Consider the following 21,310-nt stretch of genomic DNA (forward strand, 5'->3'; position numbering starts at 1 on the left):
ATTATTGGGGTAAGTATCAACGAAAAAATAAAAAGCCTACTAACTCATGGCACTGAATTAGTAGGGATAAAAAATGGTATTACATCTTTATTGTATATTCTGCTAAATAGTAAAGCAATCTTTTCTATCCTGCTAGAGAGGGGGGATTTTTCTGTTGGATAAATCACTACAAGAAAATTGGAAGATCCCGTATCCTTTCTCGATAGTGGAGAACGAACTTTACCGACTTGAATATAAGAATTTAAATGGGAGGATAGAAGAATCGTTAAAGAAAATTAGTAGAAATGCTCCTGTTGTTACCAAGATGTATAAGCATACAGAAAAAAATGATGTATTTTACGAGATACTTTGGGAAAACAAGGGGGACTTATACTACGAGACTATTTCAGCTGGTGTATTAGCTTCAAAGAAGGAACTATTAAAGTTGGCCGATAAGGGATTAAGCTGTAATGATACAAATGCAAAATACTTTGTGGAATACTTTGACCTCTTTATAGGCCAGAATGACATACCTAAGATTGAGATGACAGACAGGATTGGTTTAATTAAAGATAGGTTTGTCCATCCATTGGTAGAAAAAAATCTAAAGGTATTACCAAATGACATTGGAGAGCAGCAGTTATTGGAATCCTTCCAAACAAAAGGAACGTTTGAGGGGTGGATTCATAATGTATTTAACTTAATTAAGGACCATCCTAAAGCCCTTCTCCCAGTATTAGCATCATTTGCCTCTGTCATCCTTCATGAAGCTGATTTAAAACCGATAGTAGTAGATGTGTCAGGAACATCAAGTACAGGGAAAAGTGGTCTTATGCGCATGTGTGCTTCAGTATGGGGTGAGCCTGAAAAATATGTTGGTACATTTAATACAACGCTTGTTGCTATAGAAAGACGTTCCACATTTTTAAATTCATTCCCTCATATATTGGACGATTCAAATGGAGCCAATGATTCAAGATTTATTCAACCTATGATCTATCAATATGTAAATAATACTGGTAAGCAAAGAGGAAGTATATATGGAAGTCAGCGTACAGACTCATGGAACTCCTTGATGATCACATCCGGTGAAAATGAAATAGTAACTTACGCAAATGCACAAGGGGTTCCGGCTAGAGTAATTCTTATTTCACAATTTGCTTTTGAAAATGTTGAGGCAGACTTCTTAAGTAAGCTTTACAAATCTGTTAAAAATAATTATGGGGTTATAGGGATAGAGTTTCTAAAACGTTGGAAAAGTAGCCGGGAGCGGTATTTGAATAAATTCTTGGAATATGAAAAGGAGTATTTAGAAGTTAGTAATGATAATGCTGTATTAAAGAGACTATCTCGCCATTATGCTTTCATTGTCTTTACCGGTCATGTGTTGAATGAGTTATTCCGTCAAGAAGGTTTTCAAGTTAATTTAAAGGCACTTCAACAACTTTATATAGAAATGAATAAGTTAAATAATTCAGCGGACATGCCTTTACTGGAGCTGCAGAATGCACTAGAAGAAATTGATGCTAACCGAAACAAGCTTTATAGCGACTTTGAGCCACATGGATCTATTAACGCTTTTTATCACAATGACGAATTCTATTTTGCACCAGCTTATCTTAAAGAAAGGCTAGGAGCAAATGAAAAGCAGATTCGGTATTTGTGGATGAAAAGGGGATTTATTATGAAGTTTTCAAATAGAGGAATTGAAGTTGATTATAAAGTGATCAAAAAGAACAAAAGGTCGTTCAGAGCTGTGCAGGTAAATAAGGATATTATCAGCAAGTTAGGCTTTGATTTTTCTTGAAGGGGTTTACACATAGTTACAAAGAGGTTACACGTCCGTGTGCCTCTTTTTTATTTGGGGAAACTAGCGCTTCTTGAAAAAAGTGGAATTGATTATATTCGGTTACAAAAGTTACAATTTCTAGGTGCTGAGATAAAGTGATTTTACTTATAGAAAAAGTAAATGATGTTGTTAGAAAACATGTAACTTTGTACCTGACTATATTATGAACTGGAACTATGTTTAGGTTAAGGGATAATGGCGATAATACCTTGTATCTTAACATGTAGTATATTCAGGAGAAATGTAACTTTTTCTTGTAGTATTCCTGGAGGTAAAAAGTATGAAAAGCGATAAAGATAATTACAAAACGATAAGGGTTCACTCTGGAGCCTATGAGAATTTAAGGACAATGGCGCATTATACACGTATGACCATAGTTGACTGTGTTTCATATTTAATTAATGAAGAGAAGAGAAGATTACTAGAAGAAAAAATAGAAACAATAGATTTGATACCTTTTATCAATCTTCAACATAAGGATTTATTCATAAAGTATGTGCAGAGCTTCCCATGGCAACTAAGAGATACTAATAATCTGGTGATTTTCTACACTTATGCTGCTTTGGGGATATCTAAAGAAGGTACGTGTTCTAATTGGCAAAGGGATTGGAGAGATACAATACAAGAATGGAAATCATCTGATCACTCTAGAGATATTGATGAAATAAGTAAGCAATTAGTGGAGTTTGCATGTGTTGTTTTAAAAGAGGATCACGAAGCGATTGTTAAAGCACTCGTGAATATGGATGATAGTAATTTATCTATTGGAAAAGCAATGATTCGACTAAAATTTAATGGAGTAGAGATGCTTGTTGGCTAATTGTATTCCATTTATAATATGGTACTGATTTATTCTGATAATAAGAGCCTTACTAGAAACGAAGTATAGTGAGGCTCTTAAGGTTGCCTATAGTGTGTATGAATAAAGAAATCAATAATAAAATCGTTTCGTTCAAGTCTTTTTTGCTGACGTCCCAATCTAAGCATATAAGTTTTTTTAGGTATTAGATATACGAAATATTTCTTTGAAATTTTCCGTGTACTGATCAGCCAACTGTCTATCTACTGAAACGGTTAAATGCTCTTCATTCTGACTAGCTGTAGTTGTCCAATTATATGAACCATGTAAAACAATAGAATAATCAATAATACAGTACTTAGAATGTAATCGATTATAATCGTCATACCCCCACTTATTTACAACAATTGTTTCAAATTGTTCTTTTAATTTAGGAATCATATTCTTATTCGAGTCCTCATTGGAAATAAGAATACGGATATGAACTCCATTCGTTTGTTGATTATACAATTCTCGATACAGTGCTTCATCTGTAAACCATGCAACACTTATCCAAATGGAATGTTTAGCCATTCGTATGCTTTGAATAATTTCCTTGCGAATATTTGAGAAAGTAGCCATGTGAGATTGAATTTCTAAGTCATCTGGACTTGCTATTTGTCTAGGGCGGATTATAATGTCGTCTAACTCAAATTTATTATCTTCGGAATAACAGTCAGCAATTAAAGTCTCAAAACTTTGCTGTAGAGTACGTGCCTTTTTTAGTAATGGAATTTTCACACGAATAATTACATTCTCCCAATGATGTTTATATTTATTAGAAAAAGCTCCTGGACTTGATAGTTCTATTTCTGAATATATTAAAATAGTTAATAACTCCTCTGCATCTTCGTAGTTTTCCGAATCGTAGTTCAATGTCTCAATCATCGTTGAATGAAGTGTTAGTTCACGTTGTTTCATTTTTAAAGCCCCCTTCGATAGATAATGACTTATTACTATGAATGAAAAAGCATCTGCTTATTAATTTACGGAATATAAATCGAAAGATTCTTTCTCCTCTTTTATTATACATAGAAGCAATGAAGATTTCTGTCAAATTGTGGAATTTTAAACACCCTTATTGTCATTGAACGCACCATGAACTTAATTTTGTTCTTTTTCTTTGATTGCACTAACCTGTTCTGTTTGTAGCAGAAAAAGGGGCTGATCAAATAGCTTATGAACTTGAAGAGCATCCATTCATATGTCTATAAATGGAGAGATAAAGATAAAAAATAGGAAGGCTCAAAATTGTGTTCCTATGTTCTGATTTTCTAGTCAGTCTGATAATAGCTCTTTTTGTTATATAGTTGTAGGCAAGAAAGTTGATAATATAAATGGGTTTTTATGGTAAAATATACTCAGGGGTTAGTTTTTGTGTTTCCATTCTGATAAAGAAATTAGAGTATAACTAAGTTCGAATATATAGAATCACTAATGAAATGGAGGGATAACATTTGACTAACAATGATGAATCACAGTTTGGAACATGGTATATCGGGGGAACAGATTTATATTTAAGTGGAACAATAAATTTAAATTACGAAACAAACGAATTTGGATTGACTTTATACAGTGATGAATCTTTAGAAATACCATATTATACTGATGTTGTATATGGAAAAACACATCATGGAGAAGCCTTTACTTTAAATAAGTGCAATATTCAAGGGGGGAAGTCTACATCATTTATTCATGACTATAAATCAAAATATATATATATAGTTAAATGTAATTATGTCTTAAAAGGTGGAATTTTCACTAAAGAAGAAGATATTTTGATTAATGAGGTCCATTTTAGTGTTACTAATTTAAATAAGTGGTCCTTTCAAAATGCAGTAGAAATAAAATTTGATGAAGAATCATCAGAATATATGATAACAACAAAAAAAGTAGATGATATAACACATAAGAATGATCAATTTGAATTTGTCATTAGTTTTTTTACTATGCCTGATTATGGATATAACTTTTCTAGTACATTAAAAATCCAAACAGATACACACTTGATTATAAAATTTGCTACGCCTACATCTTTGTTACAAACTCATAAACTCATATACCAGATTAGAGATTTCCTCTCACTATGTACTAATACTAGAACTTACATTCATTATATTTCTGTATTACCTTATTATTCTTCCCAAAAAGAGTTTACAACACGTATTCAGATTTACGGAGAAGCTATTGAGTTTGAACAGAAAGATGAGATTGAGGAGCTAAGGAGTTATGATTCTTATATAAGTTTAGAACAAATAAAAAAAGATTTTGATTTATGTATGAAGAATTGGTTTGAAAAAAATGAAAAATTAAAGCCAGTTATAGACCTTTATTTATCATTAAAATATCATCGTACATCCTATGAACGTCATTTCCTAAATTTAGTTCAAGCTCTTGAGGCGTATCACAGATTAACCAGAAAAAATTATATGTTATCAAAAGAAGAACATTCAGAAAGGATTAATAACATCACAGCTAGTGTACCTGAAAAGTATAAGGATTGGGTAAGTGAAAAGTTAGCTTTTTCTAACGAGCCCAGTTTACACCAAAGACTGGAAGATTTGTTATCGCCTGAAAGAAAAAATTTGTCCCCACATTATGAAGGAATGTACCATCATTTATTTAGACTAAGAGGTAAAGAAAAAATTCAGATTATTAGAGATATAAAAAATACAAGAAATTATAATACCCATTTCGATGAACGGTTAATAAAAAAATCGGTAAAGGGAGAAGAATTATATCAATTAATATTATTGTTACAGACAATGCTGGAATTTTATTTGCTTATGGAGTTAGAAATTGATGAAGAGGTTGTAGTACAGCTGACATGGGAAAAGTCAAAGAAACTATCAGATCGTAATTCTATAATTGAATCAATTCAAGGGGAAAACATCAAACTATAGAGTTACCCCATGAGTGCCATCCCATGAGTAAAGATGTGGGATTGCTGAGATGAAGGTGGATTGAGTATTTTGTTTTCACCTCAACGGGATAATGTTGGTATTTAAATCATTTGGGGGATAGTTTATGAAATTAAATCTTAATATTAGTGAAATTCTAACTCTGCCAATTACTATTATGGCTGCTTTGTGTTTAGCAAGTAGTATCCTTCTTTTCTCTCCTTCCATGTTTTTGGAAATTATATTTATGCTAGACTTTCGAAATAAATATGGTTTTATCATTGGGATTGTCTTCATTACTTCTTTATCTATCCTTATAGTGAATTTAATTTATCGACTTGCAATTACTATAAATGACTATAAGGTGAAAAGGGAATTTTATGCTACTGCCGAGAAAAGATTGCAAAAACTTAATGATTATCAAAAGGCAATAATATATTCATTATATATTCAAGATAATCGAACTTTACCTTTGCCCCTACATGATGGTGCTGTATTAGAACTTGAAAATAATAAGATGATTGGTAAAGCAACTACTCAATATATGGTTAGCGATTTAAACAATGCATCATTTCCATATCTGTTGCAACCATGGGTATCAGATGAATTGAATAGTAAACCTAATTTATTATCTGATTTTCTGGCGGCGTTAAAGTTACAATATGAAAAAGAGTTTAATCTAGATGAAGAATAAAATAATTAAGCAAAAACCTCCATCGAAGTTAGGAAGTATATAATTTTTCATTAATACTCTTTGTAAAAAGACGACAAGTATATTAAATGATTATTGCCAGTATGTGAAAATAACCTTAAACCTCCGCGAATTAAAACAATAGATCTAGAGAGAAGAAAGAGCATAAGGAAAAACTGATATCACCTGGGGTGAAATACTAGGCAAAGCCGAGTGGTTTTTTGATATCGCATAAAGTTTAAAGGTGGGTTTATGTGGGATACGGTAATTTACAATAGAGGTCTTATCTTGGCGATATGTATATATAATGAAAAGGGTAAACTACCAGTTTATTTTTATGGATGTTAAATTAGAAAATGAAAGCATAATTAATAGTTATCAGTCGAGAATATATAAATTTAAAAAACTATAACTATAACTGAGCTTGAAGCACAAGGGAATTTACTCCAAGATAAAAATTACACGCTTGAGTTAAGAAAAAGAGAGTGACTCTTTCCAGCAATAAATTGACATGAGGAGGATTTATTTCCTCATGTTTTTGTTTTTAATATAGGTCCCATTTCATCCCATTAATCAAATTTTATGTATCCCATTTCATCCCACTATCCATGACATGAGGAGTTATTTAAGACCCGACTAAGCCCACTGTTATAAACTTCATGTACCCATAAAAACACTAGGCTTTGCCTAGGTTCACAACGTAGTTGGGGACAGTTTTTCCTTATGCTCTTTCTTTCTATTTCTTACTCTCATCTCAACTGGAGTTTTTTGTCTACTAAACCCTAAAATGTTAAAATTATGTATAAAATGGGCGTAAAAAATTTTGAGTTTTATTTCCTTTATTGTTCTTTTTGCAAAGAGCATTTTAAAGTAAATGAGTACGAATATTTCAAAGAAGGTTGCAAGTTAATGCTATTTTTTCTTAGGGTGACCGTTTGTTTCAACTAGGATTTATATGAATCATGAGAAGATACATGTAATAGGAGGAAAGAGGTATGAAGAGCATGATACGGTTTGTTATGATTAACATCAAACTAGAAAATTTCAACTTTATACACTATACAACTGAACTAATAGAAAAATTAAAAAAGGAATTAGGAGTAGAAGAGACAGTATTTTATTCAAATAAAAATCAAATGCGAAAATGTTCTTTGGTTTTAAAAGACAAGTTATATTTTGTTCAATTTACTTTTGTTAGAACGCATGGGACTGTCCAATTAAAGTTGGACATTTCAAGACAAAGAGAATTAAAAGATGACCAAGAGCTTCATGATTTAAAGATTAAGATAAAGGATTTAATAATTGATGAATGGGAACAGTGTTTATGGTTGGAGGATCGACAATCAGAGGAATTAGCTGAAGAGTTATATAAGGATGTTCATTACGTAGAAAATTCTTTACGTCGTTTAATAAACACAGTCTTATTTTATAATCTAGGAGGAGATTGGTGGGAAAAGTATATGCCTACTAACTTGACTGTGAAATACAATCAAAGAAAGAACTCTTACGGAGATCGAGCACCTAGCTTCAAAAATATTCATACGAATTTATTATCCATTGATACTGAGGATTTATTTACAATAATCTCCTTTAAAACCTATAGAGTGAAGGACAATAATATTTTTAGGGAGGGTGTACCGTCTAAATTTAGTATTAAGAATGAGGGAGATATTGAACGGAAGAAACAGCTCCATTCATATCTGAATATTATGAATAATGTTATGAGTGATGAAAAACCAATTCCAGGTTTTCAGAAGCAGCTAACTCAAATTTTGAAAGAACAAATGGAAGTTGATAAGGATTTTTGGGAAGAATACTTTGCACCATATTTTTCTTGTACCAAGAGGGAATTTCAAGGGAAATGGCGTAATTTTAGCACCGATAGAAATCATGTTGCGCATAATAAACTAATTGATAATAAGTTGTATCACAAGTTTAAGACCAGCATGACTGATTTGCTGGAGTTAATTACAGAGGCGGAAGATAAATTCTCAAAATATTTAGAAGGTGAGACAAATAACTTTCTAGAAGAGTTGGAAGTAATGGGGGAAGTAGATAACTACATATTAAAATCTAAGCACTTTGAAATGCCAAATCGAGATGAAATCATAGAAATGCTGCAAGGGATAATTATAGATGCTTTTATAGAAATTGAGGAGGATATTTATTATAGAAGTGATCTTGACATCATCTTTAATGATCCCTTGTTGGAAGGTGAAGATGATGATATGTTTGAGATTGTTCACCGGGTATTTAAAAATCATATAACAGTTGACACAGAATCAATTATCGATACCGAAGAATGTAAAACAAGCTATGTAAGGTTTTTAGTCTATTACAACAGTGAAATTCAAGGTAGTTTTCAAATTAGCTATACTATTGATGAAGCAGATTTTTATAGTGATTTGCCGGGTATGTTAGGCGATTTGGATGATTCTGCATTTAAGGATCTGAAAAGCCTTATCCATAATTTAGTGAGAGAAAAAATGCCTGAAATAGAAGGGGAATTGGCTACGTTTCCTTGTGAAAAATGTTCGGAGTTTACCGTCAATATTTCAATTGAGAATGAATATGCAGTAGGACACTGTTTTTCTTGTGGTCATTTAAATCGAGTAGGAGAGTGTCTAAGGTGTGAGCAACTTTTAGAAGGAATACAAGATGGTATTTGTGAAAACTGTAAGGATTATATAAAAGGACAATAAGCACCCTTCTATTCACCTTACAAATATGAAAGAGGATTATTAATGATGAGGGCTCAAATCAGTCAAACTTTTTCATAACAATAGGTCTAAAATTGATAAATTCATTTAATTATTCAAAGAAGATTAATGTGTAATACACAGAAATATACCTATTATCTTGTATTACAGAAAGTTTAATCATCAGTGCCGATTATAAAGAATCCATTTTAAATTAATTAAAATGGATTCTCTTAAAATCTTAAATTTTATTTGGATCTTTCAATACGATACTTTCTGATATTCTTTATTGTTGAAGTATAATTTTTTCTCGATATACGTGATTGTGTCCTATCGTTTTCATCACAGTTTTGATTAACTGCTGTATTATAAAGTTGTTCATGGGTTCTTATAATCGGATTATACTGGAGGGACGAGTTGTTTATTTCATTTCCGGATGTATAGGCAAAAGGAGCGCTTTGAGAATCCATTTCTTGATGTAGTCCAGGGAATTGATTGTCTACTTTTTTTTCTTGTAGTTGAAGTTCTTGTTCTGTGTTAGGAAGGGAATTTTTATTAACTTCTAATTGATCCTTTGGTAGAACAATGTTATGACTTGTATGTTGATCTCTAGTCTGGGTGCGATTAGAAGCGGGTAACTTGTTCTTTGGGTTGTCGGTAGATTGAGTTTTTTCTCCTTTTTCATTGTGTAGACTTCTTTCATTCAGACCATGTGCAAGTCCAGAAAGCTTTGTCAGCCCATCTGAACTTCTTAAGGCAAGAGACTTGCCGGCACTTATTCCACCCTGAATACCTTTGCTTATCCCTTTAGTGCTTGCGTATGCTCCGGCTATAGCTCCCCAACCAGATTTGAGACCTGCGTCAATGCCGAATAGCCTTTCCACTATATTGGGTCCATCAATTACTGCAAGAGAAAAAGCAAATAAAGCTATAAAATAGGCGACACCATCTAATGTCTCTGTGATGAAAGAAGTTCCTATAATATAAATTTTCATGGATAGGGAAAGAAGGGGAATCCCCTTCTTTTTTTATATTCTATTGATTGAAAATAAATTGTATTAATCTAAAAAAAAATCACACACATTATTATTTTTTTAGTATAGTAAATATAAAAATTATATGGAGTGAAAGTGTATGGAAGGTATAACAGGTATACTTTTTAACCAAAAAACCTTAGATGTATTAATGGATAGACAGCTCATTAATGAAGGGACATCGGTGATTCCATGGGGAGAAGGATTTGCTCTTGTTGATCAATTTGGAAAGATTATAAAATATATTAATGTGAACTCAAATCATCAGTTGGTATTTCAAAATACCAATCTTGTGACAGAAGCAACTATTTCTTCAGTCAGCCCCAATCAATATCAAATTTATGGGCAGAATGAAATGCTAGGAACACTTTTTACATATCCTGAAAGTGATTATTCAGGATTGGATTCTTTTTTCGAGGCCACATTTACAAATGCAACGGATGTTTTAGAAGTACAGGATGTATTGAGTCATGTTGCTGATCTCGATGTTGATTTTGTCGATTCTATATTAGATATCAGTGATATAACAGATTTGATTTAAGGAGTGTATTATTTAATGGAATCGACAATTCAAAATGTATTTGAGCAAGATGCATACGAAATAAAATTTGATAGCTATGAGTTGGAAATTAAATTATCAGAGACATTTGACCCTAGTTTCTGTAAACAATTGATATCACGAATGGGAATTTTGTCAGGGGGGATTACCCCGCTTAATAGATATTTAGATTATGCTGTAGAGGCTACTGAATATTTTAGTTCTGTGGAAAGTGGCGAAATTAAAGTAAAGAATATGGGGGAAATACTGAGAAAATTAGATGTTTCAGATTCATTGAACTACTTGGCGGGTGATGGGTTAAGTGAGGTCGTTTGCCAAATAGAAAATACATACAATGAAACTCTTCAAATGATTGATGATGTTGCACCATTTTTAAATGTGAAAAACAGATATTCATTTACAAATCATAGTAAGAAGTTTTGTCATATTTATTTAGCTCATTCATTAAAGCCATTTGTGAATACGATGGTGGAACATCAAAATCAATTGAAGAAAACTTGCAAGGCCTATTCTTACTATCTATCAGAAAAAAAGAGTAATCAATCAGCTCGGTTTATTGCCAAAATTGCTGGAAGTCTAGTTGCGGGTGTATTAGGTTCGTTAAGTGTAACAGCATTATTTGCTGGTATAAATTCTTCGAATGAGAGGCGTTTTGGTCAAGAATTAAGTAAGGCACATCAAACATGGTATGGTATCCAGGCAAGTAATATGCATCAAACTGTTTTTGGTAACTACTCTATAAGGTTATATAATCTTTATTTATCTTTAATTGGTGGATTATTTCTTAAAGTGAGTCAGGATCTAGCTGTAGTAGGTTTACAGTTGAAAAACTATTATCCTAATAGTTCTAAAGTTGAGTTGGGATTAACAGATGAAGCAGAATTAAAATATAGAAATTATTTAGATGATGTTCTGAATAAGGAAGATAATATGGATGAAGTGTTCCATTGTATACGTACATTTGCTTCAAAATCTTATTTGAACTATTTAACAGATTCGAATTATAACCTTTATATCGAAAGGTTATACGTTCATTATTTTTATTTACAGGCAAAGTTTGTACTTGATAATAATGAAGTAAAAGACTTACCTAAGGATATGAAGCCAATATATTGGCATGGAACTAAATATGATGAATATGTTTTTTCATTTTTAGGAGAAGATGAATATGAAATTATTCATGATACTATATTTCAAGCTTTTGAGAAAGAACCAGAAAAGATGGCAGCTTTATATGCCGAAGTCGTTGACTTGAATAAATTATATGTACATACTGATAAGCCATCTCAGAAAAAAGTTTATTTTGATGGTCCTTTAACATCTATGTATTTTATAGCAAACTTCTTTATTAAAGAAAAAGTTCCATTGGAATGGTGGGAGAATAATCTTGATAATGGAATTTTGTCTTTGATTAATGATGTAGAAGATGATGAGGAAGATGACGAAGAAGTTAGAAGAAGATTGAAAAAATTGGCGGAATTATGGATTGCTAAGGATTATTCGGAAAAAGAAAGTGTTTTTGCTAAATTGAGGAATATTTTTGTGTCTAAAAATCTTCTCGACGAAGCGATTCAAAATCTTGATTATCGAAGGGTATTAATCCTACTTGATAAAGGCTATACAATAGATTCAATTGTGATTACAAAAGAACTAGTAAGTTTACAATATAGACCAATGCTCAGAGCTTTAAGTAACTCCTTTGAAAATATTAATCTGATTATTAATTATGACATAATTGCAGATATCCTTGAAAAAGATGATATTCAAGCAATGAACTTATTATTAAAACTTGGGCTAGATCCATTTATGTCTATTGGGGATCGATATTTATTGGCTAATATTATGATATATGGATCAAGGGATATGATATGCAGTGTTTGTCATTATTGTCATACCAATATTGATTCGTATAAGAATATTTTAATGTCCTTGCATACCAAATTTCCGGAGTTCCCGTCACCTTATTATTTTTTACACATATTAGGTTTTGGCTACCTTACAAAGGAGTTCCCCAAATTAGTTCAATATATTCCTATAAAAGCGAAAAGATACGACTTTCTAATGGTTTTATCTGCGAAGTGTGATGAGATCGCATATGAAATGTTTGAAAATGATCCAGAAATTATTGCTGGAAATGATAATGAAAATTCTATTTTAGAGTCCCTTATTTCAGGTTCAAATTATATGTTACTTAACAAAATTAATGATGAATATCCAGAAATATTAAAAACGCTAAAAGGGAATAAAACGATATTACGTTACGTCTATGAGTTAGGGTACATTGATATGGCTAAGCATTTTCATGAAGCCTTTCAGATTCATGATATTGGTGAAGTTTATATTGAGGAAATAGAAAGTGCGGTATACAACTTAGAGAGAAATTACTTGATTTTATTAAAAGCCAGATTAACCGATTTTGAAGATGTTCTAGAAGAAATAAAGAGGCAGGCGATTAATAATGGTGAGTGGCCTATTGTAAATTTAATTGAAGATGTACTAGTAGCCTGATAAAGAAAGTAGGAGAAGATATGGTTTTCGTCATTATAATAGTAGGTCTAGTAATATATTTTAGTTTAACTCTAAAGAAAACGGTTTATTCGGATTCGGATAATTATATTTCCAAAGAGCATAAGTATTTTATCAATTACCCTGATGTTCCAAGTTTTGAAATGATGCCTATTTATGTAGAAAAAGGTAAGTCCGAGTTAGGCTATTATTTTGGTCCTGGTAATGTATGTGTAAATATATCTGAGGATATATCAATGGCTTTCCCGACTAAGGTAGGTAAGCATTATTATGGAAGTTTGGATAAAAAAAATCAAATCATGATTAATATTAAAGTTAACAATGGTAAGTTGCTTATTACAGACTATTCAATTGATGGAGAATGCTTTAGGTGTGTTGCTGACGGATTTCATCATGATTTTATAGATGCGACATCAATTGAAAAAATTTGTATGTACTATTCAGCTTTACAATTCGAATTAAATTATAAATATCGTAGTGTAGATGAGAACATAGCAAATCTTGTAGACGTACATTTCTGCATGTTTCCAGTGATCAATCGTTTGATTGAAAGGGAGATCTTATTTATAGATGTAGTTGGGGAGGAAATCTATTATCATTTTAATTGTACATTAAAAGAGTTAGAATTAAATCTTATTGATCTCACAAATGAGTTTGATGAAAAATACTCAAATATACTATTATCAATTCGTGGAGAACGCGAAAGAGCTCAATGACTTTTAAAACCATAGGTATCCATTTTTACCTAGACAATGATTATGGTGATTTACCAACGATGTAATATAAAAAAGTACATGTATTATACTGTATTACATAAAAATTTATTATGTTTAGATCGACATAGCTTAAATATAGGAATCCATCTTGAGATAAATCAAAATGGATTCCTTAGAAATATTAAACTTTATTTGGATTTTTGATTTTTGTAATATGATACGTCCTGATACTTTGCAGTTTAGTTGAAGTAAAATGCTTTCCTGTTATATGCGATTGAGAGATACCGTTATTCATAATAATTGGGAACCCTGTCTTGTTATAACTTTGTTCATTTATAAATGGATGGGTATTGGTGTTGGATCTGTTTATTTGATTTCTTGGCTTATGGCTAACATGAGTGTTTTGTGAAGCCATTTCTTGATGTAGTCCGGGAACTTGACTGTCTACACTATTTTCTCGTAGTTGAAGTTCTTGATCTGTGTTGGGAATGGAATTTTTATTAACTTCTGAGTAATCTTTTGGTGGGTCAATGTTCTGACTTGTATGTTGATCTCTGGTCTGGGTGCGATTAGAAGTGGGTAACTTGTTCTTCGGGTTGTCGGTGGATTGAGGTTTTTCTCCTTTTTCATTGTGTAGGCCACTTTCATTCAGTCCATGTGCAAGTCCAGTAATCCTAGTCATCCCATCAGAACTTCTTAATGCAATAGATTTACCGGAACTTATCCCCTCTTGAATAACTTTGCTTATTCCTTTAGTGCCTGCGTATGCTCCTGCTATAGCTCCCCAACCAGATTTGAGACCAGCATCAATGCCGAACAGCCTTTCCACTATATTGGGTCCATCAATTACTGCAAGAGAAAAAGCAAATAAAGCTATAAGATAGGATACACCATCTAATGTCTCTGTGATGAAAGAAGTTCCTATAATATAAATTTTCATGGATAGGAAGATCATGAAGGTGGTTAAAAAAATATTTAATATACTTTGCAGGATTTTTTTCGTTTTTTGACCAGAATGTAAGTCAGCAGGAGCAATTATGGTTACTAGGACATAATTGAATGTCAGTTCAAAGAAAAGTTTCGCCAATTTTATCGAGATGGTTAGTAGGGTAAAGGCAGTAATGCCTAGTGTTACGATGATTGTCCAGAAATTCCAACCCCATCTATAGTATTTTTCATCTAATACTGTAAACCATCCATTGTCTAAATCGACTTTTTGTAGGTTACCCATATCATCATATCCCAAGCGACTATCGAAAACTTCACGTCCAATCTCAGAAATTTGTTGATCATCATTAGCAAAGATAAAGTCTTTATCTATTGTTTGTGTTATGTCGATTTTCTGAATTCGTTGTTCGGGAATCTGATTGGGATGCTTTAAATCTGTTGTTTGCCATCCTGTTGCATCAAATTGAGCAAGATCAATTAAATTGTCTTTGATGATTTCTTGGCTCATGGAACTATCACCAGATATATTAAGAGCATCTATGGCTTCATCCGTAAACTTGTTGGCTTTATCCATACCTTCACTCAATAAGGCGAACAAAAACATGAGAAGGATGATATTAATGACAATTGCTTCTCGATCTATCTTTTTCTGAAAGATTAGTCTGTATCCCGTGTATAAGAGGGAGAATCCCATTAAGATAGCCGATAAGGGAAGCAACATATGAATAAAATCGTTAATGTCGCTATGGTTAAAAAAAGATTTAAGACCCAATACAGAATCAGTAATATCAGCTAAAGCATCAACTAGCCAAGCTAGGCCATTGATTATAGTCCAACCAATAAGACGTAAAGAGTAGTTAATTGGATTTGTAATCTCTAAGAAATCGGAGAACTTTTCAAGTATCCTTACAACTTCTTCGTCCATGATATTTCCTCCTTCATAGTTATGTTAATAGGATTCATTTCTTATACTTTCGATAAAGGTGTGGATGGCAGCAGGAGTCTGTTCTTTTGAAAGGTTTGAGAAATCTAGTTCAGCTTTTATTTCACCCTTTTGATAAAATGCTAAGGTTCTTGAATGTTGTTTTAGTCCAAGCTCTGTATGGTCGCCGTTATACTGGATTGCATCAAATAGTAAGATGTTTAATTTTTCCTCTTTAGAGATGGATACTAGCTCTTCTATATAGTATGCTTCTTCCTTTTCTCTACTTTGATAAGGAGACTTTATATACAACAATCCAGTCTTTTTTTCGTCTATAAATTCTCGAGCTTCATTAATATCAAGTGTGATAACTTTTCCATTTCCTCTAATCTCGTTCTTCGTGCAGCCAAGCAATGCAACTATAAATATAATGCTAATAAGCATGAATGGTTTCTTCATTAAATCTCCTCACAATGCTAACTTTTTTGCTAACCTTTTTTTGGTTTTGTATTCTAACGTATTCAGTTCTTAACGTTCCGAACCCAGTAAACAATGCATTTTACCAGCCCATCCAAAGGTAGAAAAGTCACTCTTAGATGGGCGGCATGATGTAATCTGCTTCCCCCATTTAAAGAAGTATCCTACAAGTTGAAAAACTTGCGGGATGCTTCTTTTTTTGGTTTTTAATGGTGAAAAAAGGATGTACAGACACCATTTAAAAATACATAAGTTAACCTGCACTATAGCAAACAGCATTAGCGACGATATCTTAGAAACTAACAATGAATATTGTAGTCCCTTTTATAAAGGATGAATTCAAGAACTTTCCATTAACTATTAATCATCGAATTTTCTCCACTTAGGCACCAATAGGTATATAAAAAAATAAAATGGAGTTGAGTAAACAATTTCAACATATTCTTTGCGAAAAGGAGCTATCAACTTGGAAAAGAAGTCAAGTACAACAAAGATGGTTATTGTGATGAGAAAAGATTTACAAATGACAAAAGGGAAATATGTAGCCCAAGGAAGTCATGCTTCTTTAGGGGTTGTGAAGTGGATTGAATATAATGGAACTGAAAATCACAAACAAATTTTAAACAAATGGTTTAATGAAACATTTGTAAAAGTGACTGTTTATGTAGAAAGTTTGGATGAATTATATTCGATTTATCACCTTGCGAAAGAAAAAGAATTACCTGTAAGACTTATCACCGATAACGGATTGACCATGTTCAACGGTGTTAAAACAGATACGTGTCTTGCTATACTTGGCGAGAGAGGGAAAGTGGATGACGTAACTGGTCATTTAAAATTATTATAAATCTTGTAATGATATAGTTTTTGCTAACGTAATCCCATACAATACTGAAAATCACCGTTAAAGATGTTGTACCTCAAATATAGCGAAACCTCAATAGAAGGTACTTTTCGCGCACTTCATTAAAGATTTTACACAATTTCATTCTTAGGGCGGCCATTATGATGTTTAGAATCCGACGTTCGTTAAATAGTAGAATAGGATGATATAAAAAAAGCGCTCCTAGTGTAGCGATGCAGTCCTAACTTACGGATCCAATACACTAGGTACGCTTCTTTTTCTTTATATACATTACGTATATTAAAAATATTAAGAACATTGATGTTGGTTTAAATGGCCTTCTAATAGTTGTTTATAATGCTTTGCTTTCTTATATTGAGTAACTTTGTATAGATATTCAGCTGGATGCTTAGCACTGCTAACAGCGTATACAGCGTTCATATATTCTATGTTAAGTTGTGATTTAGTTTTATTGTCAATTTTGATTGTATTCATGGTAACACCTCATAAACTATTAATTAACTATAACGGAGTATACACCAAATTTTTATCGATTTTTTATATCTAACAGCCTTGTTAGGATGCGAAAAGTCTTTGTTATTTTCCAGAGTTGTGGTTGTTTTTTGAATTTTTAATTATAAAAAAGGATGCAGTACAAGCAATCTTTAATAGTTATGATAAAAGTATTTTCGACTAGAGTCCTCCTTTATTTAGAGATGACTATTAGGTTCAAGTTGTATTACCTATTAAGTTGAAACAGTCCTCTGGGTTACTCCTCAATATTTCTATATTTTACATATCGCCCAGCTCAGCAGTTTCCTGTTACCCTAAGATAATGTGGATTATTTTCGTTAACAAACTAACGACGGCGTTTATTGAATTATTTTTTCATTTAATCTTAATAATCCATGTAATCATTAGGAAGATAGGAAGATGTCAATGGAACAAAAATATTTAAAAAAGGGCGGGCTTATTGCTTTCATCGCGCTATTATCGATGACGCCTCCTCTGGCAACAGACTTATATATGCCTTCGTTGCCTGAAATGACAAACTATTATCAAACAACCTCGTCAGTTACAAGCTATACAATGACGATATTCTTTATTTTTATGGCAATTGGTATCCTCATTCTTGGCCCGATGAGTGATAAGTACGGACGAAAGCCAGTCCTGTTGGGCAGTATCCTTGTGGCACTGACCTTTAGTATCATCTGTGCAATTTCACCGTCGATTTGGATCTTGATTGCAGCCCGGGCAATTCAGGCATTTGGTGCAGGAGGGATGGTTGCCATCTCTACAGCTTTGATTAAAGACAGCTTCGAAGGAAAAGAGATGTCTAATGTTTTGTCAATCACGCAGGCGATCGTTCTGCTTGCTCCAATGCTAGCGCCTATTTTGGGCGCGGTTATTTTAGCCTTTTTCAGCTGGAAGATGACATTTGTTGCTCTAGCTGCTCTATTCCTAGTATCACTTATAGGAGGATTTCTTTTAGAAGAAACTTTGCCGCAGGAAAAGCGAGTATCTGGCAGTACATTTAAATCTATCTTAGGGCTTACAAGTATTGTGAAGGATAAGAAGTTTACCAGCCTATTGCTTGTTGTTGCTCTCTTAATGGCACCGTTTATGGCATATCTAACACTCGCTTCATACATTTATATAGATGGATTTGGCATCTCGGAATCTGCCTTCAGCCTTTACTTTGCCGGTGCAGCTTGTATAGGTTTGATTGGACCATTTCTTTATATGCGTGTTGGTGGCGGTTCGATAAAAAAATCGATCAATATCGCCTTTGTAATTGTCACAATATCTATCTGCCTGCTCTTCTTAGTAGGTTCCATCAGCCCATTTGTATTTCTTGTATGCTATGTGCCCTTCACGGTTATCACGACATATCTCAGACCGATGGTGTCAAATACGCTATTATCTATGCAAAAGTCAAATGTCGGAGCAGCTTCAAGTCTAATGAACTTTGGCTTTACAGTGATCGGCAGTGTAGGGATGATGGTTGGGTCACTCCAGTGGGGAGATTATATTAATGGCTTGAGCATGACAATGCTGATTTTCCTCGTTTTATCCTTGTTATTATGGATCTATTGTTTGCAAAAAAAAATTATTACGGATTAAAGGCTTGATTTTAATAAAAGAGTTGCCACAGGATGATGTCTTGTCGGCAACTTTTTTTTATTTGGATTATTGGCCATCTCAAAAACCTAATTTATTTTCCGCTGTTCTTAGTCTTTGGATAATTTAAATTGGGTCAAGGTGAAAATTTCCGGGCTTCTTCTGCTGTCTTTTTTGCATAAATCCATATTTCTGTAAAAGACTAATTCTGATAAGAAAGGGGAGAAGATTGAATGCATTATGGATATATTGGTCCTGGTACACACTCTGGCCAGCTCGTACAAAAAAAAGGACGCTATATAACAGGATTTTCTGTGGGGATTTTATACCTAGATGAAGATTCCTATCCGGTTATTCCCGGCAATGTCGCAAATTATTCAACCTACCCTTTTCCCGTCCATTATAAACTGGTTCCGGGCTGTACGGGTCAGCGTCTTTTAAATAATGATCGAACACTGGAAAAAGGGATTATTGATGCAGCTATGCAACTTCAAAGTGAAGGAGCAAAAGTTATTTCAAGTGCGTGTGGGTTCTTTGGAAACTTTCATAAGCAAATAGCAAATGCATTAGAAATTCCTGTCTATCTGTCTAGCCTCGTTCAACTGTCTATGATTCAGGTTGGATTAAAGCCAGGACAAAAAATTGGTATATTAACAGCCTATGAAAAAGGATTGACGGATTCCCTTTTGAAAACGTGCGGAGTTACAAACAGATCTAATTTGATCATTGGTGATTTGAGCCAGGGAGAAGAGTTTTCATCCATTTCGAATGGAGCAGGTACGTTTAATAATGAAAAGCTGAGGGATGAGGTTGTTAAAAAAGCAATTGAGATAAAGGAAAAGCATCCTGAAGTCGGAGCCATCTTATTAGAATGCAGTGACCTGCCTCCCTATGCATTTGATATCCAGCAAGCAGTGCAGCTGCCTGTGTATGATTTTATTACACTCATTAACTGGGCACATTATGCAAATAGCCAAAGCCCATATTATGGATTTATTTAATAAAGTGAAAGAGTGAAGAAAAACACAAGTCCAAAGAGCTTGTGTTTTTTAATATTTATCTTTGCTGGCCTTATAAAATTATATTATTTTTCTGTATCTTATGGCAAACAAGAGAGAGCAATATGAGTCAAAAAAATGGAAGTAGAAAGCACTTTCATGAAATGATTTTTTCTTGTTAGTATACTAGTATAATAAAAGGTGTTCCAAAAAGATTCCTCTAGAACACTGACTTCCGGGAGTGTGAACAGTAGTGAAAAATAGGGCGAGGGATTTTTATCAACCTAAAGTGTTGAATGAATCCATCTTGGCTTTTTATCGTCTTCAAGGATTGAATAAACATATGACTGGGTTTCATCAATTCGAATCACACAGTACATATGAGATTTATGTACTTGAAGAAGGGCAATGCAATTATTTTATTCATAATAAAATATATGATCTGCAGCCAGGAGATATCATTCTTTTGGATGGATTAACTTTGCATAAGTCAAATACCACATCTCCTGATACCTATGTACGGAGTATGGTTCATTTTTCTCCAGTGTGGTTGGAGAGTATGTTGTCGGTAATAGGAATGCCAAATCTTTTGGATCCTTTTCAAAAGCTGAATAACTGTATACTGCGGACAGGATTTGATTCCTCAGGTCAGTATGTGGCTGAGAAAATTAAGTGGCTTGAAAAGCAGTTGGAAGCTATAGACGAGGAATATAAATGTACAGGTAAAATCAATGTCCTATTGGAAACTGAACTGAAGGTTGAATTTCTTCAACTGTTGATAAAAATTTATAAAATGAGCGAATGTCAACAACTCCGAGTCGTACAGAAGAAAACGGAAAAAAAGCGACATGCTGAAAACATTGCCTCGTGGATTAATCAACACTACTGTGAAAAAGTCAGCTTGGAACGTATTGCTAAAGAGTTAAATTTAAATAAGTACTACGTTTCTCATGTTTTTAAAGAGGTTACCGGATATACAGTCATGCAATATGTAATGGAATGCAGGCTAATTCAGGTAAAGTATTTATTGGAAATGAAACCTGATCAATCAATGGAAGACATTTTTCTATCAACTGGGTTTGAAAGTGCTGCCCATTTCAGCCGCTTTTTTAAAGAAAGAATCGGGATGACACCTACCAGTTATCGAAAGATGAAAAGAAGCCAAACGTTTGATCCATCTTGCTCTTCTGTGAGCAAAGTTTAATTGTT

17 protein-coding genes are annotated in these 21,310 nt (G+C 33.1%); 12 read left to right on the forward strand and 5 right to left on the reverse strand.

Going from position 1 to position 21,310, the window contains the following annotated elements:
- Positions 1-154 precede the first annotated feature (154 nt).
- On the forward strand, positions 155-1,786 hold the full coding sequence (locus AC4G3O_RS16555) for a DUF927 domain-containing protein (RefSeq protein ID WP_491136468.1): 1,632 nt from the start codon (positions 155-157) through the stop codon (positions 1,784-1,786).
- Between the two features lie 322 nt (positions 1,787-2,108).
- Entirely contained in the window at positions 2,109-2,648 is a 540-nt protein-coding gene (locus AC4G3O_RS16560; protein WP_491136469.1) for a hypothetical protein, read from the forward strand.
- Positions 2,649-2,825: 177 nt separating this feature from the next.
- Here the strand turns inward: AC4G3O_RS16560 and AC4G3O_RS16565 are convergent, their stop codons facing one another.
- Positions 2,826-3,587 (reverse strand): phospholipase D-like domain-containing protein, encoded by a 762-nt coding sequence (locus tag AC4G3O_RS16565; RefSeq protein ID WP_491136470.1) that lies wholly within the window; start codon positions 3,585-3,587, stop codon positions 2,826-2,828.
- A gap of 536 nt (positions 3,588-4,123) precedes the next feature.
- Between AC4G3O_RS16565 and AC4G3O_RS16570 the strand changes: the two genes are divergently transcribed.
- The 3 genes from AC4G3O_RS16570 to AC4G3O_RS16580 all read left to right on the forward strand — a co-directional run bounded on the left by AC4G3O_RS16570 (position 4,124) and on the right by AC4G3O_RS16580 (position 8,959).
- Positions 4,124-5,569, forward strand: a complete 1,446-nt coding sequence (locus AC4G3O_RS16570) for an ApeA N-terminal domain 1-containing protein (RefSeq protein ID WP_491136471.1) — start codon at positions 4,124-4,126, stop codon at positions 5,567-5,569.
- 124 nt (positions 5,570-5,693) lie between these two features.
- Positions 5,694-6,260: a superinfection exclusion B family protein gene (locus AC4G3O_RS16575; RefSeq protein ID WP_491136472.1), complete on the forward strand. Its 567-nt coding sequence runs from the start codon at positions 5,694-5,696 to the stop codon at positions 6,258-6,260.
- A gap of 992 nt (positions 6,261-7,252) precedes the next feature.
- Positions 7,253-8,959, forward strand: coding sequence for a hypothetical protein (locus AC4G3O_RS16580; RefSeq protein WP_491136473.1), 1,707 nt, complete (start codon positions 7,253-7,255; stop codon positions 8,957-8,959).
- Between the two features lie 245 nt (positions 8,960-9,204).
- Here AC4G3O_RS16580 and AC4G3O_RS16585 read toward each other — a convergent pair whose 3' ends face one another.
- Positions 9,205-9,951, reverse strand: a complete 747-nt coding sequence (locus AC4G3O_RS16585) for a DUF8208 domain-containing protein (protein ID WP_491136474.1) — start codon at positions 9,949-9,951, stop codon at positions 9,205-9,207.
- Between the two features lie 139 nt (positions 9,952-10,090).
- On the opposite strand from AC4G3O_RS16585, the gene AC4G3O_RS16590 reads away from it, so the two are divergent.
- Genes AC4G3O_RS16590 through AC4G3O_RS16600 form a run of 3 tightly spaced genes read left to right on the forward strand, consistent with a single transcriptional unit; the run spans position 10,091 to position 13,791 of the window.
- A complete protein-coding gene (locus AC4G3O_RS16590; RefSeq protein WP_491136475.1) occupies positions 10,091-10,531 on the forward strand; it encodes a hypothetical protein in 441 nt (146 codons plus the stop codon).
- A 15-nt stretch (positions 10,532-10,546) separates the two neighbouring features.
- Positions 10,547-13,057 carry a hypothetical protein gene (locus AC4G3O_RS16595; protein ID WP_491136476.1) on the forward strand — a complete coding sequence of 837 codons (2,511 nt, stop codon included), beginning with the start codon at positions 10,547-10,549 and terminating at the stop codon, positions 13,055-13,057.
- A gap of 20 nt (positions 13,058-13,077) precedes the next feature.
- On the forward strand, positions 13,078-13,791 hold the full coding sequence (locus AC4G3O_RS16600) for a hypothetical protein (RefSeq protein ID WP_491136477.1): 714 nt from the start codon (positions 13,078-13,080) through the stop codon (positions 13,789-13,791).
- Between the two features lie 181 nt (positions 13,792-13,972).
- On the opposite strand, the gene AC4G3O_RS16605 is transcribed toward AC4G3O_RS16600, so the two are convergent.
- Together AC4G3O_RS16605 and AC4G3O_RS16610 are read right to left on the reverse strand one after the other, a co-directional pair.
- Positions 13,973-15,664, reverse strand: coding sequence for a pLS20_p028 family conjugation system transmembrane protein (locus tag AC4G3O_RS16605; RefSeq protein WP_491136478.1), 1,692 nt, complete (start codon positions 15,662-15,664; stop codon positions 13,973-13,975).
- 24 nt (positions 15,665-15,688) lie between these two features.
- Complete coding sequence (locus AC4G3O_RS16610; protein WP_491136479.1) at positions 15,689-16,120, reverse strand: hypothetical protein; 432 nt, start codon at positions 16,118-16,120, stop codon at positions 15,689-15,691.
- Positions 16,121-16,604: 484 nt separating this feature from the next.
- On the opposite strand from AC4G3O_RS16610, the gene pth2 reads away from it, so the two are divergent.
- The gene (pth2, locus tag AC4G3O_RS16615; protein WP_217491090.1) at positions 16,605-16,985 is read left to right on the forward strand and encodes an aminoacyl-tRNA hydrolase; all 381 of its coding nucleotides are present in this window, start codon (positions 16,605-16,607) and stop codon (positions 16,983-16,985) included.
- A 306-nt stretch (positions 16,986-17,291) separates the two neighbouring features.
- On the opposite strand, the gene AC4G3O_RS16620 is transcribed toward pth2, so the two are convergent.
- Entirely contained in the window at positions 17,292-17,477 is a 186-nt protein-coding gene (locus AC4G3O_RS16620) for a hypothetical protein (protein ID WP_066109956.1), read from the reverse strand.
- 444 nt (positions 17,478-17,921) lie between these two features.
- Between AC4G3O_RS16620 and AC4G3O_RS16625 the strand changes: the two genes are divergently transcribed.
- The 3 genes from AC4G3O_RS16625 to AC4G3O_RS16635 all read left to right on the forward strand — a co-directional run bounded on the left by AC4G3O_RS16625 (position 17,922) and on the right by AC4G3O_RS16635 (position 21,305).
- Positions 17,922-19,106: a Bcr/CflA family efflux MFS transporter gene (locus tag AC4G3O_RS16625; protein WP_181162054.1), complete on the forward strand. Its 1,185-nt coding sequence runs from the start codon at positions 17,922-17,924 to the stop codon at positions 19,104-19,106.
- A 230-nt stretch (positions 19,107-19,336) separates the two neighbouring features.
- Positions 19,337-20,104 (forward strand): aspartate/glutamate racemase family protein, encoded by a 768-nt coding sequence (locus AC4G3O_RS16630; RefSeq protein ID WP_140462261.1) that lies wholly within the window; start codon positions 19,337-19,339, stop codon positions 20,102-20,104.
- Positions 20,105-20,354: 250 nt separating this feature from the next.
- The gene (locus AC4G3O_RS16635) at positions 20,355-21,305 is read left to right on the forward strand and encodes an AraC family transcriptional regulator (protein ID WP_077248203.1); all 951 of its coding nucleotides are present in this window, start codon (positions 20,355-20,357) and stop codon (positions 21,303-21,305) included.
- The last annotated feature ends 5 nt before the right edge of the window (positions 21,306-21,310 follow it).

Source organism: Bacillus sp. z14 (2026) (assembly GCF_058313575.1).

Bases quoted from the DNA above. Each gene is read 5' to 3' on its own strand.
- AC4G3O_RS16595 (WP_491136476.1), top strand. From the start codon at position 10,547: ATGGAATCGACAATTCAAAATGTATTTGAGCAAGATGCATACGAAATA.
- AC4G3O_RS16580 (WP_491136473.1), top strand. From the start codon at position 7,253: ATGAAGAGCATGATACGGTTTGTTATGATTAACATCAAACTAGAAAAT.
- AC4G3O_RS16610 (WP_491136479.1), bottom strand. From the start codon at position 16,120: ATGAAGAAACCATTCATGCTTATTAGCATTATATTTATAGTTGCATTG.
- AC4G3O_RS16590 (WP_491136475.1), top strand. From the start codon at position 10,091: ATGGAAGGTATAACAGGTATACTTTTTAACCAAAAAACCTTAGATGTA.
- AC4G3O_RS16620 (WP_066109956.1), bottom strand. From the start codon at position 17,477: ATGAATACAATCAAAATTGACAATAAAACTAAATCACAACTTAACATA.
- AC4G3O_RS16625 (WP_181162054.1), top strand. From the start codon at position 17,922: ATGGAACAAAAATATTTAAAAAAGGGCGGGCTTATTGCTTTCATCGCG.
- AC4G3O_RS16600 (WP_491136477.1), top strand. From the start codon at position 13,078: ATGGTTTTCGTCATTATAATAGTAGGTCTAGTAATATATTTTAGTTTA.
- AC4G3O_RS16630 (WP_140462261.1), top strand. From the start codon at position 19,337: ATGCATTATGGATATATTGGTCCTGGTACACACTCTGGCCAGCTCGTA.
- AC4G3O_RS16575 (WP_491136472.1), top strand. From the start codon at position 5,694: ATGAAATTAAATCTTAATATTAGTGAAATTCTAACTCTGCCAATTACT.
- AC4G3O_RS16585 (WP_491136474.1), bottom strand. From the start codon at position 9,951: ATGAAAATTTATATTATAGGAACTTCTTTCATCACAGAGACATTAGAT.
- AC4G3O_RS16560 (WP_491136469.1), top strand. From the start codon at position 2,109: ATGAAAAGCGATAAAGATAATTACAAAACGATAAGGGTTCACTCTGGA.
- AC4G3O_RS16565 (WP_491136470.1), bottom strand. From the start codon at position 3,587: ATGAAACAACGTGAACTAACACTTCATTCAACGATGATTGAGACATTG.
- AC4G3O_RS16605 (WP_491136478.1), bottom strand. From the start codon at position 15,664: ATGGACGAAGAAGTTGTAAGGATACTTGAAAAGTTCTCCGATTTCTTA.